The 14940-nt window shown below is 63.2% G+C and carries 15 protein-coding genes; 12 read left to right on the top strand and 3 right to left on the bottom strand.

The annotated features are described in order from the left end of the window. Positions 1–304: 304 nt before the first annotated feature. The 4 genes from BLEFHOIH_RS17165 to BLEFHOIH_RS17150 all read left to right on the top strand — a co-directional run bounded on the left by BLEFHOIH_RS17165 (position 305) and on the right by BLEFHOIH_RS17150 (position 3669). Entirely contained in the window at positions 305–1459 is a 1155-nt protein-coding gene (locus BLEFHOIH_RS17165) for an ABC transporter substrate-binding protein (protein ID WP_088347242.1), read from the top strand. A gap of 97 nt (positions 1460–1556) precedes the next feature. Then, positions 1557–2495 carry a YVTN family beta-propeller repeat protein gene (locus BLEFHOIH_RS17160; protein WP_088347367.1) on the top strand — a complete coding sequence of 313 codons (939 nt, stop codon included), beginning with the start codon at positions 1557–1559 and terminating at the stop codon, positions 2493–2495. A 49-nt stretch (positions 2496–2544) separates the two neighbouring features. Next, entirely contained in the window at positions 2545–2988 is a 444-nt protein-coding gene (locus BLEFHOIH_RS17155; protein ID WP_125461764.1) for a copper-binding protein, read from the top strand. 57 nt (positions 2989–3045) lie between these two features. Continuing rightward, positions 3046–3669: a hypothetical protein gene (locus BLEFHOIH_RS17150; protein WP_125461763.1), complete on the top strand. Its 624-nt coding sequence runs from the start codon at positions 3046–3048 to the stop codon at positions 3667–3669. 67 nt (positions 3670–3736) lie between these two features. Here the strand turns inward: BLEFHOIH_RS17150 and BLEFHOIH_RS17145 are convergent, their stop codons facing one another. From BLEFHOIH_RS17145 to BLEFHOIH_RS17135, 3 genes are all read right to left on the bottom strand, one after another. Next, positions 3737–6169, bottom strand: coding sequence for a PAS domain S-box protein (locus BLEFHOIH_RS17145; protein WP_088347239.1), 2433 nt, complete (start codon positions 6167–6169; stop codon positions 3737–3739). Positions 6170–6212: 43 nt separating this feature from the next. Continuing rightward, a complete protein-coding gene (locus BLEFHOIH_RS17140) occupies positions 6213–8600 on the bottom strand; it encodes a PAS domain S-box protein (RefSeq protein WP_088347238.1) in 2388 nt (795 codons plus the stop codon). Positions 8601–8840: 240 nt separating this feature from the next. Further along, positions 8841–9647, bottom strand: a complete 807-nt coding sequence (locus tag BLEFHOIH_RS17135; RefSeq protein WP_088347366.1) for a response regulator — start codon at positions 9645–9647, stop codon at positions 8841–8843. Positions 9648–9804: 157 nt separating this feature from the next. Here BLEFHOIH_RS17135 and BLEFHOIH_RS17130 point away from each other — a divergent pair, with 157 nt between their 5' ends. The 8 genes from BLEFHOIH_RS17130 (at position 9805) to BLEFHOIH_RS17095 (ending at position 14939) form a co-directional block, all read left to right on the top strand. Beyond that, the gene (locus BLEFHOIH_RS17130) at positions 9805–10029 is read left to right on the top strand and encodes a NepR family anti-sigma factor (protein ID WP_125461762.1); all 225 of its coding nucleotides are present in this window, start codon (positions 9805–9807) and stop codon (positions 10027–10029) included. Then, positions 10026–10553: a sigma-70 family RNA polymerase sigma factor gene (locus BLEFHOIH_RS17125; RefSeq protein ID WP_088347236.1), complete on the top strand. Its 528-nt coding sequence runs from the start codon at positions 10026–10028 to the stop codon at positions 10551–10553. The genes BLEFHOIH_RS17130 and BLEFHOIH_RS17125 overlap by 4 nt, the downstream gene beginning before the upstream one ends. A 139-nt stretch (positions 10554–10692) precedes the next feature. Next, the gene (locus tag BLEFHOIH_RS17120; RefSeq protein WP_088347365.1) at positions 10693–10866 is read left to right on the top strand and encodes a DUF1328 domain-containing protein; all 174 of its coding nucleotides are present in this window, start codon (positions 10693–10695) and stop codon (positions 10864–10866) included. Positions 10867–10930: 64 nt separating this feature from the next. Continuing rightward, positions 10931–11131 (top strand): CsbD family protein, encoded by a 201-nt coding sequence (locus BLEFHOIH_RS17115; protein ID WP_088347235.1) that lies wholly within the window; start codon positions 10931–10933, stop codon positions 11129–11131. 166 nt (positions 11132–11297) lie between these two features. Then, positions 11298–11810, top strand: coding sequence for a PRC-barrel domain-containing protein (locus BLEFHOIH_RS17110; RefSeq protein WP_088347234.1), 513 nt, complete (start codon positions 11298–11300; stop codon positions 11808–11810). A gap of 101 nt (positions 11811–11911) precedes the next feature. Then, complete coding sequence (locus BLEFHOIH_RS17105) at positions 11912–13453, top strand: CHASE3 domain-containing protein (protein ID WP_088347233.1); 1542 nt, start codon at positions 11912–11914, stop codon at positions 13451–13453. Beyond that, complete coding sequence (locus BLEFHOIH_RS17100) at positions 13450–13869, top strand: response regulator (protein WP_088347232.1); 420 nt, start codon at positions 13450–13452, stop codon at positions 13867–13869. The genes BLEFHOIH_RS17105 and BLEFHOIH_RS17100 overlap by 4 nt, the downstream gene beginning before the upstream one ends. After that, complete coding sequence (locus tag BLEFHOIH_RS17095; RefSeq protein WP_088347231.1) at positions 13869–14939, top strand: histidine kinase dimerization/phosphoacceptor domain -containing protein; 1071 nt, start codon at positions 13869–13871, stop codon at positions 14937–14939. Before BLEFHOIH_RS17100 ends, BLEFHOIH_RS17095 begins: the two co-directional genes overlap by 1 nt. Position 14940 lies beyond the last annotated feature (1 nt).

Raw genomic sequence — 14940 nt, 5'->3', positions numbered from 1 at the left:
ATCCCTTCCAGAAAAGCACCGGGTCAAAAGGCAATCATCGGCATCCGCGCCCATGCTGGCGACGGCAATGGACTTGTGACTGTAAGTATCGGCAGCGATTCCGCATTGCGAACTTTCAGCCGCGCCACATTCCGTCTACCGTTGAATTCACAAGGCGGCGCCTCGCGGACGGGCCGGAAATAGGCTGGCGCAAGGGCGATCGCGGAAGAAATCCAAAACCAATAGGGAGGGGTTTGGATTGCTCGCAGGAAATTTGCGCCGAGGCGTCACTGCCTTCGCGTGTGTGGTTGCAGCGCTTGCCGTCATGGGCTGGCTTGGGCCGGCGAAAGCGGCCGAAGCGGCGATGGTGAAAATCGGCTTCATCAAGGCCGAGCAGGACAGGCAGATCCCGATCTCGCGCCTCGATATCGTCGCCGACGATGCCGGATTGCGCGGCGCCGAACTGGCCATCACCGACAACAATACCACCGGCCGTTTCACCAATCAGGCTTTTGAGCTGAAGCGCTACTCGCTGGCCAAGGGCGGCGACGCGGCGGCGCTGATCGGCCAGATCGCCGCCGACGGGGTCGGCTTCGTGCTGGTCGACGCGGATGAAGCTCCACTCCTCGCCTTGTCCGACGCGGCGCGCGGCAAGGACATGCTGCTGTTCAACCTCGCCGCGCCCGACACCGAATTGCGCGACGAGAAGTGCCGCGCCAACATCATCCACGTCGCCCCGAGCCGCGACATGCTGGCCGATGCGCTGACACAATTCCTGGTGCTGAAGCGGTGGTCGCGCTGGTTCCTGATCTCCGGCGCCAACCAGCCCGACAAGGCCATGGCGGACGCGCTGCGCCGCTCGGCGAAGAAATTCGGCGCGCAGATCGTCGAGGAGAAAGCCTACGACGTCACCGACAGCTCGGCCCGCACCGATAGCGGCCATGCCCAGGTGCAGCAGCAAATCGCGGTCTTCACCCAGATCTCGACCAATTACGATGTGCTGGTCGTTGCCGATGAAAGCGAGATCTTTGGTCCCTATCTGCCCTTTCGCACCTGGTCGGCACGGCCCGTCGCCGGCACTTCCGGACTGACGCCGGTGAGCTGGCACCCGGCGCATGAGCAATGGGGCGCCACGCAAATGCAGAACCGCTTCCAGAAGCTCGCCGGTCGCTTCATGACGCCGATCGATTTCCACGCCTGGCTGGCGGCGCGCTCGGTCGGCGAGGCGGCGACGCGGACGAAGGCGACGGCCTTTCCGGCCATCCGCGACTATCTGCTTGGCGGCGAATTCGGCGTCGCGGCCTTCAAGGGGCAGAAGCTGTCGATCCGCAAATGGAACCAGCAATTCCGCCAGCCGATCGCCGTCGCCACGACCGAGCTGCCGGTGTCCTGGTCGCCGCAGCCCGGCTTCCTGCACCAGCGCTCCGAGACGGACACGCTCGGCATCGACGAGCCGGAGAGCCGGTGCAAGCTGCAATGATCGCGAAGGACAAGGCGGCCGCGCCGCCATGGGAGGCAAAAGGATGCTGAAAACTCGGCAAGCACATGTCGGCCGCACGGGCCTCATCGCGGCGGCGATGCTCATCGCGCCGCTCGGCGGGGCCGAGGCCTATATGGCCTATGTCTCGAACGAGAAGGACAACACTGTCTCGGTGATCGACCTCGACAAGCTCGCGGTCGTGCGCACCTATCCGGTCGGCCAGCGCCCGCGCGGCATCACGATGACCAAGGACGGCAAGTTCGTGCTGCTCTGCGCCAGCGACGACGACACGGTGCAGGTGATCGACGCCAAGACCGACAAGGTGGTGCGCACGCTCCCATCCGGCCCGGACCCGGAACTCTTCGTGCTGCACCCCTCCGGCAACCCGCTCTATGTCGCCAATGAGGACGACAATCTGGTCACCGTCGTCGATGTCGAGACGGAGAAGGTGCTGGCGGAAATCCCGGTCGGCGTCGAGCCGGAAGGCATGGGCATCAGCCCGGACGGCAAAATCATCGTCAACACGTCGGAAACCACCAATATGGTGCATTTCATCGACGAGAAGACGCATGAGATCACCGCCAATGTCCTGGTCGACAGCCGCCCGCGCTTCGCCGAATTCACCGCCGACGGCAAGCAGCTCTGGGTGACGTCCGAGGTCGGCGGCACCACCAATGTCATCGACCCGGCGACGCATCAGATCTTGAAGCGCATCACCTTCCAGATCCCCAATGTGCAGGCCGAGGCGATCCAGCCGGTCGGCGTGCGCGTCAGCAAGGACGGCAAATACGCCTATATCGCGCTCGGGCCGGCCAACCGCATCGCGGTGGTGAACGCTAGGACATTCGAGGTGGAGAAATATCTGCTGGTCGGCCAGCGCGTCTGGCAGCTCGCCTTCACGCCGGATGAGAAATATCTCGTCACCACCAACGGCAATTCCAACGACGTCTCGATCATCGACGTCGCCAAGCAGGAGGTCATCAAGTCGATCACGACCGGACGGCTGCCCTGGGGGGTGACGATTTCCAAGGACTGAGGCCGTTCGCGCGCCAATTGCAGCTTTTAGGTTTGGGAGAATGCCAATCATGCCGATCACGAATTACCGCCGTTCCCTTGCGGCCGCCGCCTGCTTTGTCGGGACATTCGGAGGGGGCGAGGCGATGGCGGCCGGCAGCCTCGCCGCCAAATGCGAGACCTTGCCCAAGCTGGTCTTCGGCACCGACGAGACCGGCTACAAGGTGTCGAAAGCCAGCTACGACCTGGAGACCGGCAAATGCTACGAGCTGGAAATCTCCTCGACCGGCAACAAGGAATACGCCATTCGCGGCGCGGAATTCTTCCGTAACATCTGGCTGCGCAAAATCGAGGTCGGCGAGGTCGAGATCAAGGCGCACAGCCTTTACGAGCTGGAATTCGAGAAGGAAGGCGCGGCGGAGATCTTCTTCGTGCCGATCCAGAAGGGCTCCTACAGCTTGACCGCCGAGGGTCTGGCCGAGCGCGGCACCGGCACCAAGTTCAACGTGAAATAGGCATGGCGGGCGGCCTCGCGCCGCCGCCCCGATCCCGCAGCCCGGGAGGATTTCGATTTGCGAACCGCTCTCATTGCTTTTGCCGTTTTGCTTCCGCTGGGTTCCGGTGCCGCGCTCGCCGCCGGCAATCAAGGCGACTGGCCCTGCATCCAGCGCGAAGTGCCGCAAATCTCGCTGGGGATGGTCTGGTCGGGCGGCGCCATCGATGCCGATGATGCGAGCTGGACCAGCGACGCGCAGGTCGCGCCGAAAGTGCTGGAGGTGACCTCGCGGCGCAAAAGCGTCGAGGAGGCGGTCGCCGCCGTCGATGCCTTCGCCGCCGATCTGAAGCAGGACCGGCCCCGGCTGCTGACGGCCCTGTTCGTCGGCAGTTTCCAGCGCCTGAACGCCGAGCGGCGGCAGATCATGTCCGGCATCAAGCGCTATGCGAAGCGGCAGGCCGGGCTCGCCGAGCAGATCAAGCAGCGCTCGATGCAGCGCGCCGATCTCGCCGACAAGCCGTCCCCGACCGAAGCCGAAAAGGCGCAACTCGCCGAATTGCAGGAACAGCTCACCTGGGACACCCGCATCTATGAGGAGCGCGAGCAGTCCCTCCGCTATGTCTGCGAGACGCCGGTGATGCTCGAGCAGCGCCTGTTCCAGATCGGCCGGCACATTTCGCAATTGGTCAGCCAGAATTGATGCGGAACGGATAGCGCCATCATCGCCTCCAGGGGACGCTCTCCAGTTTAGATTGATCCAATCCCAATCATCGCGGTCGAGCGGCAGGGGTGCCGTCGGCCCAGGCGGCGGAGCGGTCGGGTGGCGGGGCCGCGGCGTCCTTGGCGGCACTGGCGGCGTTGGCGGCTCCAATGGCCGCTTTGGCGGTGGCACGGGTCACGCAATAGAGCAGGCGCTTGCGGTCGACCGGCTTGACCAGCCAATCGATGATGCCGACGCTCTCGGTCAATTCCGGCCAGCCTTCGCGCTTGGTGCCCGACACCACGATGATCGGCAATGCGTTGAGCGTCCCGTCGAGGCGCAATTCGCGCGCCAGCTCCGCGCCGCTGCCTTGCGGAAATAACAGGTCGAGCGTCATCGCCGCATAATGGCCGTTCCTGACCTTTTCGCGGGCCTCGGCGATCGAATGCGCGACGTCGGCGACAAAGCCTTCCTTGATCAGCATGGCCTGGATCAGCGCGGCGATCTCCTCGTCATCCTCGCAAACCAGCACGCGGCGGCTGGCGAGCGCGGCGCCCGCCCTGGCGCCTTGCGCATCCGGCCCCTCCGGCGCCAGCGCCGGGATCTCGATCCACAGCGTCGTGCCCTCGCCCGGAACGGTCTCGAAGCCGATCTGGCCGCCCATATGCTTCACGAGCTGGCGGCTGATGTGCAGGCCAAGGCCCGTGCCCCCCTTCCTGCGCGGCATGGGCGCATCGGCCTGAAAGAAAGGCTTGAACATCTGGTGCTGGAACTCCTCCGGAATGCCGGGCCCATGATCCTCGACGCGAATGCGGACGCGGTCGCCCATGGCCTCGGCGGAGATGCTGACTTCGCCCGCGAGCGGCGAGAATTTCAGGGCATTGGACAGAAGGTTGTTGAGCACCTGGATCAGCCTTTGGCGATCGACGATCATCTTCAGCTCGCTCGGCGGCAGCACCAGCCGGATGTTCACGCCAAGCGCGTCCGCATAGCCGTGGATGGATTCGATCGCTTCCTCCAGGATCGGCACGGTGTTCTCCGGCCTCAGGTCGAAGCGCATGCTGCCGGAGGCGATCTTGTCGATGTCGAGAATGTCGTTGACGAGGAAAATCAGCCGCTCGCAATTCTTGTTGGCGATGTCGATGAGACGGTGGGCCGTGTCGGGCAGGCCGGTGCCGAGTTTACCGGTGAGCAGGCCGAGCGAGCCGCGGATCGACGTGAGCGGGGTCCGCAGCTCGTGGCTGACGATGGAGATGAACTCGCTCTTGATGCGCTCCATCTCCTTGCGCTCGGTGATGTCCTGGATCTGCACGACGCAATATTTCGGCGCGCCGTCCGCATCGCGCATCAACGAGCCGTTGATCAGCCCATGCACGATCTCGCCATTGGCGTGCAGCAGCCGCTTCTCGACGCGGTAGGAGTGAATGCGGCCGCGAAAGAGCTGCTCGAGCCGGTCGGAACCGATATCGATATCGTCGGCATGGGTGAGCGAGTGAATGTGCTTTTTCGCTAGAGCCCTCTCGCTGTAGCCCAGCATCGTGCAAAGCGCCGGGTTGACCTTGAGCACGATGCCGTCGGGGCTGATCAGGGCCATGCCATTGGCCGCATTCCCGGCGGCAGCGACGAAGGTCTCCTCGCTGGTCTGCAGGGAAAAATCCTGCTGCTTCAGCTCCGAGATGTCTTCGCCCAGGCCGAGGAAGCCGACGATCGCGTCTTTGTCGTCCCGCAGCGGGGTCATGGTGAGACGCACCGGAAAACGGCTGCCATCCTTGCGGATGAAGGTCCATTCGTGGATCTCGCGTCCCGCCCGCCGCGGCATGAAGGTCACGACGTCGAACCCGGATTTCAGCCGGGCGCCATGGCCGTTCGCCAGCACTTGCGCCCGCGCGTCGAGCTCGGCTTCGTCGAACCACAAGAGCAGCGTATGCAGCCCGATCACATCGCGCGCGCTGTAGCCGAGAGCGGATTCCGCCGCCCGGGTGAAGCAGTTGACGCGGCCCTCCAGATCGGTGGCGAAGATCATGGTGGAGGCGCTTTCAAGGATCGCGGCCTGCAACCGGTTCGCTGAAGTCAGCGCCAGCCTATGCTGTTGGGATTCGCGCTCGCGATCGCTGCTCCGGCGCTGCACTTCCGCCTGCCCGATGGCGTGGAGCACGGCCCGGTTCAAAAGCTTCGGCGTCAGCGCGGATTTGACAATGTAGTCCTGCGCGCCTTCCCGCATCGCCTCGACCGCGATGGCTTCATTGCCGCGGCCGCTCACCATGATCACCGGCAGAAAGGCGTCGGCGCCTCGGATGCGGCGCAGCGTTTCCAGCCCCGTCACCACCGGCAGCGAATAATCGAGCAACACGCAGTCCGGACGGTGCGCCTCGATGATGGCCAGAGCGCCCGCTTCGTCGGCGGCTTCATAGAAGGAGTGGCGCTTATCCGCTTTCTCCAGCGCGTGCAGGCAGGCCGCCCGGTCGTCGGGATTGTCGTCGATGATGAGAATGCGCGCCACGTAGCCTCCTCGAGAAAGGGTAAGAGACGGACCGCCCGTTCGGTCAGGCCGCCTCCGTATGCGCGTTCTCGCGCAGCTTGCGGCCGATTTCGCCGAGCCGCTTCACGGCCGCGATCACCTGCTGCACATTCAGCGGCTTGGCGATATATTCGTTGACGCCGAGCGCCTTATAGAGCTTCTCCGCGCCGCGCATGGCGTTGGCGGTCAGCGCGATAATGGGAATGCCCATCTTCCAGTCGGTGCGCGCGCGGATGACCCCGATCGCTTCCATGCCGGTCATGACCGGCATCTGGTTGTCCATGATGATGAGGTCGAAATCGCCCGCCTCGAGCCGGTCCAGCGCCTCCCGGCCATTCGCCGCCATGAAGACGCGGCAGCCGATGGAGTCGAGAATTTCCCGGATCAGCCGCTGATTCAGTTCAAGATCCTCGGCGACAAGCACGTCGAAAATACCGCCGGTCCGTTGCAGGTCCCCATCGCGCGGCATCCGCCCTCGACCGGTATAGACGATGCCGTCGCTTTCGGGGCCCCGCGGCAGCGGCAGCCAAACCGAAAACACCGATCCGTGCCTCACTTTGCTGGTGACCGTGATCGTCCCTTTCATCAAGTCGACCAAGCGCTTGCTGATGGACAGGCCGAGCCCGGCGCCCTCGGCCCGGTCGCCCGGGCCGCCGAGCTGGGCGAAACGGTCGAAGATGATCGACTGCTTGTCCTCGGGGATGCCGGCCCCGCTGTCCGCGACTTCGAACAGGATGCCACCCTCCTTCTCGGTGACCGAGAGAATGACGAAGCCGGCGGAGGTGAACTTGATCGCATTGCCGACGAGATTGATCAAAATCTGCTTGATCGACCCGGCATCGCCGACGAGGCAGGTCTGGGGAGCGATGTCCGAGCGGCTCGACAGGTCCAGCCCCTTCCTGGCCGCCAGCGGCCTGAGCGAGTCGATCGTGCTGCTGATCAGCTCGCCGAGCCTGAACGGTTCGGGATCGAGCACGATGCCCTCGCCGACGGCTTTCGAGAGATCGAGCACATTGTTGACGAGCTGCAGGAGATGCTCGGAGGACTCCTTGACGATCTCGGCGCGCTCGCGCTGCGGCGGGCTGAGTTCGCCCCCCAGCATGAGCTGGTTGAAGCCGATGATGCCGGTGATCGGCGTGCGCAGCTCATGGCTGATCATGGCGACGAATTCGCTCTTGGCGCGGTCGCCGGCTTCCGCCCGCTCGCGCGCCTCGAGCAAAGTCTGCTCATGCTGCTTGATGGCGGTAATGTCGGTGCGGACGCTGATCAACTCGCCTTGCGCCGTTCGCCGGTCGCGGCGCAGCATCCAGCGGCCGTCGGCGAATTTGACCAGGGTGTCCGTTCCGTCCTTGTCCCTGTGGGACTTCATTTGCTTCGCGATCCATTCTTCGTCCGAGAGGCCTTCGGTGTCGAAATAGCCGTTGCGCAAACCGTTCCGGCACATTTGTTCGAAGCTGATGCCCGGCGGGATGAACTCGCTGTCGTCGGCGCGGAAATTGCGGAAGGCGTCGTTGGCCATCACCAGCCGGTCTTGGCTGTCATAGATCGAAAAGCCCTCCGACATGGCGACGATGGCGGCGGCAAGGCGCTGCTCGGCCTGGTCGGCGACGGCCTTGGCCGCTTCGAGTTCGAAGGCGCGTTGTTTGGCGGCGGTGATGTCCCGCTCGACGGCGACATATTTTTCCAGCCGGCCGATCGCGTCATGCACCGGCGTTATGCTCATGTCGATCCAATAGGGCGAGCCGGATTTGGTGTAGTTCAGAATTTCGCAATGGATCGCTTCGCCCGCCAGCAGGGCCCGGGAGATCTTCGCGATCATCTTGGGGTCGGTATTGGGGCCCTGGAGCACGGAGCCGGGCTTCCGGCCGATCAATTCGACCGCTCGATAGCCGCTGACCAGTTCGGTCGCCCGGTTGACCCAGACGGTAATACCGGCCGCATCGGTGATGATGACGATGTCGCTGGCGTACTGCGCCACAAGGGCGAGCATTTCATGATTCACGCGCGCCCGGCTCAATTCGCGCTGCGCCTCGGCCATCTCCGCTTCCCGGCCGACAATGTCGGACATGTCGCGGACGAAGCTGGTGATCACGCGATTGCCGTCGACCGTATCTTTGGCCAACCAGATGTTGACCGGGAAATGCGAGCCGTCCCGCTTTTGCGCCCGGAGTTCGCGCCAACGCGCCATATGGGCAAAACCGTCCGGATCGATGCTGAATTCGTGCACATGCTGGGCGTGACGGGCACGGTCGTCATCCGGGATCAGGATTTCGATGGGCTGATCGAGAAGGTCGCTCTCGGCCCAGCCGAACATGATTTCGGCGGCGGCATTGACACGCTTGATCCGGCCGTCCGCGGAGACGGTAATGATGCCATCGGGGCAAATCTGCACGATGTGATTGTTCGAAAACATGTCCGCTTTGGCCGTTCGCGCTGGCGATAGCCATAGTTTAGGCAGCGTAACCCAACAATTTGTTAGCAGGGGGAAACAAATTCCACCGGAATCAGCAAGACATCGCCAAACATTTGGCAGGCTTAGCGCACAGCGAACATTGTGTTGAATTGGGCCGTCAGGCGGCGAACATGAGAAAATTTAGCGAGGCGGCGACGTAGCCGGCCGTCTCATTACGAGGCGGCCGGAGTTTTCGATGCGCTAAGCAGCCGCGTCCTTGCCCTTGTGCGTTCTCACATCGAAGAACAGGGCCTGGCTGATGATCGCTTTGACGGTTTTCGGATCGAAAGGCTTGGCGATCAGAAAGGCCGGTTCGGGCCGTTCGCCGGTCAGCAACAGCTCGGGATGGCCGGTGATGAAGATCACCGGCAGGTCGAGCGAGCCGAGGATTTCGTTCACCGCCTCGACGCCGGACGAGCCATCCTCGAGCTGGATATCCGACAGGATCAGCTCGGGCTGCTCCTCCTTCACCCGCTCGACCGCCTCGTGATGGGTGCGGGCAATGCCGGTAACGCGGTGGCCGAGGCTTTCGACCAGAAGCTGGAGGCTGGCGGCGGTCAGCGGCTCGTCCTCGATGATGAGAATGGCCGATTGCGGCAGTTGCTCGGCGATTTCCTGGTCCGCCTGCTCGATCAGCTCGGCGACGCCGCCGACATCGACGCCGAGGACAATGGCGATTTCCTCGGGCGAAAATCCTTCCACGCTAAGCAGCAGGAAGGCCTGACGAGGCAGCGGGGTGATGGTCTGTATGCTATGGACGGCCTCATTTTCGGCCGGATCGAAATTCAGTACGGTATGGACATCGTCGAGCGAGTTCCACATCTTAAGGAAGATCTGATACAGCCCGAGACGCGCCGGTAAATCGGCGGGAAAGATCGAAGGATCGGCGACGAGCGCCTCCAGAACGGCGACAACATAGGCATCACCGCTGTCCTGCGAACCCGACAGCGTACGCGAGAAACGCCTCAGATGGGGCAGGTGCGGTGCGATTTCCTGGGAAATCGGCATGAGCGGCGATTCCTTTTTCGTGAGCGATTGAATCGGATTCCCTTTATAGTAGGCAAACCAGATCTCACAACGTGAAAAGTGTTGCATGAGGCTGGCTTTCGTGCTTGGCCGGAAGGGGCGATCTTAACCGCGAGTTAAAATGAGTGAAAAAGACAAGATGCCTGAGAAAGTTCCGCTGACGCCCGACGACGAGGTGGTCCAGGCGGCAACGCATGGCGAAATCGCGGGTGAAGGCGGCGTAGAAGACACGTCGGAACCGGATCTGGCCGTGCTCGGTCCACAATTGCGCGGGCTCTACAAGGGGCTGCTCGACGAGCCGATCCCGGACCGCTTCCTGCAATTGCTGAATGAGTTGGAACGCAAGGAAGCGGACAAATCATGACCGGCCCGTCTGCCACTTTGCGCGATGATCTGATCAAATCGATCCCCAGCTTGCGCGCCTTCGCCATCTCGCTCTGTCACAACCGGACGGAGGCGGACGATCTCGTCCAGGAGACGCTGATCCGGGCCTGGAACAACCTGTCCAATTTCGAGGAAGGCACCAACCTCAAGGCCTGGCTGTTCACCATATTGCGCAACAATTTCTACAACGGTTTGCGCAAGCAGAAGCACCAGAACGAATATGCCCGCACGATGGATTCCTCGCAATTCGTCGTCCAGGCCTCGCAGGACAAGACGCTCGAATTCGGCGACGTCATGCGCGTGCTCGGCGACCTGCCCCCGGACCAGCGCGAGGCGCTCATCCTGGTGACGGTGGAGAACATGTCCTATGAGGAGGTCGCGGCGATCTGCGCCTGCCCGATCGGCACGGTGAAAAGCCGCGTCAACCGGGCCCGGGCCCGTCTCGAAGCGCTCATGGAAGGCGCGCAGAACACCGCCCAGGCCAAGTCCGCCGCCGCAAGCTGAAAGCAGTCCCCGCCGAAAACTACGCCCCGCCCAATTCTCAGTTAACGAATTTCCTACGCTTCGGAACTCTCCCTGTGGCCGTGCATTTAATCGCTGCCCGGTGCGTTCAGCGGGCACGTTCAAAGCGGAGGAGAAATTCATGGGAAGCCTGCTCCATTACGCCATCGTGTTTCTCGTCATTGCCCTGATCGCAGCCGCGATCGGGTTCGGCGGGGTCGCCGGCGTCGCAATGCAAGGTGCGCAGATCTTATTCTGGGTCTTCATCATCCTTTTCGTCGTCTCGCTGATCGGCAGCGTGGTGCGCAGGGGCTAGGCCCCTGCAGCGCCCGCGCCGCCCGGATGACATTTATATCAATCATGCAAGAAGGAGGTTTCGGATGGACTGGAACCGTATCGAAGGCAACTGGAAACAGTTCAAGGGTCAGGTCAAAGAGCAGTGGGGCAAGCTCACCGACGACGAGATCGACCAAATCAACGGCCAGCGTGACCAGCTCGAAGGCAAGATCCAGGAGCGCTACGGCAAGGCGCGCGACCAGGTTCGCACCGAGGTCGACCACTGGCTCGACAAAACCGCTTAAAGCGTTCGGCGGGTGTTCATCCGCCCGCAGCTAAATTGACGAAAAAGGGCGGGTACTTCGCGGTGGCCGCCCTTGTCATCTTTCTCCGAACACCTCAATTTAGCGCCGCCGAAATTGGGTTGTCATCCATCTGACTGACTGACTGACTGATTAAAGGACGATCACAATGAACAAGACGCTTTTCGCAGCCCTCTTCGTTGCCCTCGCGACGCCGGTTGTCGCGCAGACCGCGGCGACGGCCTTCAAGACCGAACAGGCCCCGGGTGAGTGGCGCGCATTCAATTATATCGGCCAGCCAATCACCAATTCGACCGGCGAAAAGATCGGCGCGATCAACGATGTGCTGTTCGATCGCGGCGGCAAGATCACCACCGTCGTCATCGGCGTCGGCGGCTTCCTCGGCCTCGGCCAGAAGAACGTCGCGCTGCCCTTCGAAGCCGTCACCTATGGCGAAAAGGACGGAGCCCGCGAGATCCTGGTGCCGCTCAGCAAGGAAGCCCTGCAAGCCGCTCCCGACTTCAAGCTGACCGAGCAGACCGCCATGGACAAGGTCCGCGAAAAGGCCGGTGAGGTCGCCGCGCAGGCTTCCGAAAAGGCCGTCGAGCTGAAGGACCAGGCCGTCAAGAAGATCGACGAATACCGCAAGGAAGAACCCGCCGCGGCACCGCAGCGCCAGTAAATCTTGTTCCGATTTTGCGCTTTGCAAACCATCTGAACACGGATATGCAGCCTCGAGGTCGGCATGGCTGACCTCGGGGTGAACTTATTTCTGTAGCGAACATGCGTCCTGACTGGATCTCGAAATACATAAACCGCCTGCAAATGGCGGATCTGCCGAAGGCGCCGTTCCTGCTGGGAGCGGCCTTCGCCGTTCTGATTCTGATCGCGCTGGTGTCGATCGCCCTGCTCGAGCGCACGCAGGGCGACCGCGACCGGCTGCTCGCCACCGTCGAGACCGAGGCCCAACTCGACCAGCTCCTCGCCGATATGCGCCGGCTCGAAAGCGGCCAGCGCGGCTATATCCTGACCGGCGACGCCGAATTTCTCACCCCCTACCGGGAGACGCTGCCGCGCGTCGACGAGAAGCTGACCAATATCGAAGCCGCCATCGGCGGCATTCCGGCGCAGGTGGAGCGGCTGGGCAAGCTGAAGCCGCTGATCCAGGCCAAGCGCAATGAACTGGCCGAGAGCATCCGGCTGTTCGATGCCGGCAAGCCGGCCGAGGCCATCGGGCTGGTGCGCGGGGGCCTAGGGCTGCGCATCATGGATAACATCCGCGACGCGGTCTATGCGATCAAGCGGGCCAATGCCGACAGCCGCGCCGAGCAATACGCGCAATCGCGCAGCCAGGAGCAATGGCTGCTCGGCACCAATATCGCCGCCGTCGGGCTGATCGTGCTGCTTGGCGGCGTTTCGCTGATGATGATCCACCGCGCCAATCTGGCCATGCGCAAGGCGCAGAACGTGCTGCGCAATGCCAATAGCGAGCTCGAGGCCGCCGTCGCCGCGCGCACCGCCGAGCTGACCGCCGCCAATGAAGAGATCCAGAAATTCGCCTATATCGTCAGCCACGACCTGCGCTCGCCGTTGGTCAACATCATGGGCTTCACCAGCGAGCTGGAGACGCTGAAAGGCGCGATATTCCATGCCGGCAACGGCGCGGGACCGAACGGCGCCAACGGCGCCCTGGCGCATCCCGGCGGCCCGGGCGCGCAGCCGACCAAGGCGGCGCTGGAAGAGGATTTCACCGAGGCCATCGGCTTCATCAAAGCCTCGATCACCAAGATGGACCGGCTGATCAACGCCGTGCTGACCATCTCGCGCGAAGGCAACCGCTCGCTGAAGCCCGAGCGCGTCGACATGAACGACCTGTTCCAGACCATTCGCTCGGCGATCGCGCACCAGGCCCAGGAGGCCGAGGCCGATATCGCGCTGGAGCCTTTGCCCAGCATCGTCTCCGACCGGCTGGCGCTCGAGCAGATCTTCTCCAATCTGGTAGACAATGCCCTGAAATATCTGCGCGACGACGAGAAGGGCCGGATCAGGGTGACGAGCGCCGCCCATGGCGGCAAGGTCACCTTCGAGGTGAAGGACAATGGGCGCGGCATCGCGCCTCGGGACCAGGGACGGATTTTTGAGCTATTTCGTCGCGCTGGCACCCAGGACAAGCCGGGCGAGGGCATGGGGCTGGCCCATGTGCGCGCGCTTGTGCGCAGGCTCGGCGGCTCGATCAGCGTCCACTCAACGCCCGGTGAAGGCAGCGTTTTCAGCGTCACACTGCCGCGCACGCTGCCCAACCAAAGCAAAAGGATAGGTGCATGAACAACGCAGTCACCATCGTCATGATCGAGGATGACGAAGGTCATGCCCGCTTGATCGAGAAAAACATCATCCGGGCGGGCGTCACCAACCCCATCGTTCACTTCGAGACGGGCAACGCCGCCTGGGACTACCTGGACAAATCGGGCAAGGCGGGCGCGCTGCTCATCCTGCTCGACCTCAATCTGCCCGACACCACCGGCATCGATATTCTGCAGCGCCTGAAAGACCATGATACGCTGAAGCGCACACCCGTCATCGTTCTGACCACCACCGATGATAAGCGGGAGATCGAGCGCTGCTACGAACTTGGCTGCAGCGTGTACATCACCAAGCCGGTGGAATACGATCACTTCGCCAATGCGATCCGCCAGCTTGGCCTGTTCTTCCAGGTCATCCAGGTGCCGGAGACCAGTTAATGCAGCGACCGGCCATTTGCGTCCTGTTCATCGACGACGATGAAGCGCTCAGCCGCCTGGTCCGGAAGGATCTGGAGCGCCACGGCTTTATCGCGGAGATCGCGCATGACGGGACAGCGGGCCTGACGCGGATCGCCGCGGGCGGCATCGATGCCGTCGTGCTCGACCATCATCTGCCCGACCAGGAAGGGCTGCATGTGCTTGTCGAGATCGGCAAGCTGCCCGACCCGCCGCCCGTCATCTATCTGACCGGCGCGCAGGACAGCCGCACCGCAGTCGCCGCCCTGAAGGCGGGCGCGGCCGATTACGTCATCAAGGATGTGCAGGGCGAGTTCCTGCCGCTCTTGCGCGCCGATATCGAGGCCGGCGTCCAGTCGGCGCAATTGCGCCGGGCCAAGGAAGCCGCCGAACAGGAAATCACCGCCGCCCGCGACCGCTACAAGGCGCTCGCCGCCGAGCGCGCGCTCCTGCTGCGCGAGGTCAACCACCGCGTCAGCAACAGCCTTCAGCTCATCGCCTCGCTGCTGCAGTTCCAGTCCAGGGCGGCGACGCCCGAGGTCAAGGACGCGCTGCTCGAGGCGCATAACCGCGTGCTCGCCGTCGCCAAGGTCCACCGCAGCCTCTACACCTCGCAGAATGTGCAATCGGTGTCGCTGCACCGCTATATCGAGGCGCTCGCCGAGGACATTCAGAGCGCGGCCGGCGACAGCGCCGACGCCAACCAGTTTTCGCTGGAAGCCGAGGCCATCGAGATCGAGCCCGACCGCGCCGTCGCCGTCGGGGTGATCCTCACCGAGCTGATGCTGAACGCCCGCAAGCACGCCTATCCGCAGGGCAACGGCCCGATCCGCATCAGCCTGAAGATGACCGAGCCCAATCGCGGCGTGCTGAGCGTCGAGGATGACGGCGTCGGCCTGAATGGCGGCCAGTTGGCGGGCGGGCTCGGCACGGTCATCATCAAGGCCATGGCGCAGAAGCTGGGCGCCGAGATGAGCTACGACCCGACCCATAAGGGGACGCGGGCGCTGGTCTCGTTCGACCCGACCTCGACGCCGCGGCGGGTGGTTTGAG

This window comes from Rhodomicrobium sp. R_RK_3, from assembly GCF_002198715.1.
Taxonomy (GTDB): domain Bacteria; phylum Pseudomonadota; class Alphaproteobacteria; order Rhizobiales; family Rhodomicrobiaceae; genus R-RK-3.
The sequence above is the reverse complement of the archived record's forward strand: the minus strand, read 5'-3'. Positions and strand labels throughout refer to the sequence as shown.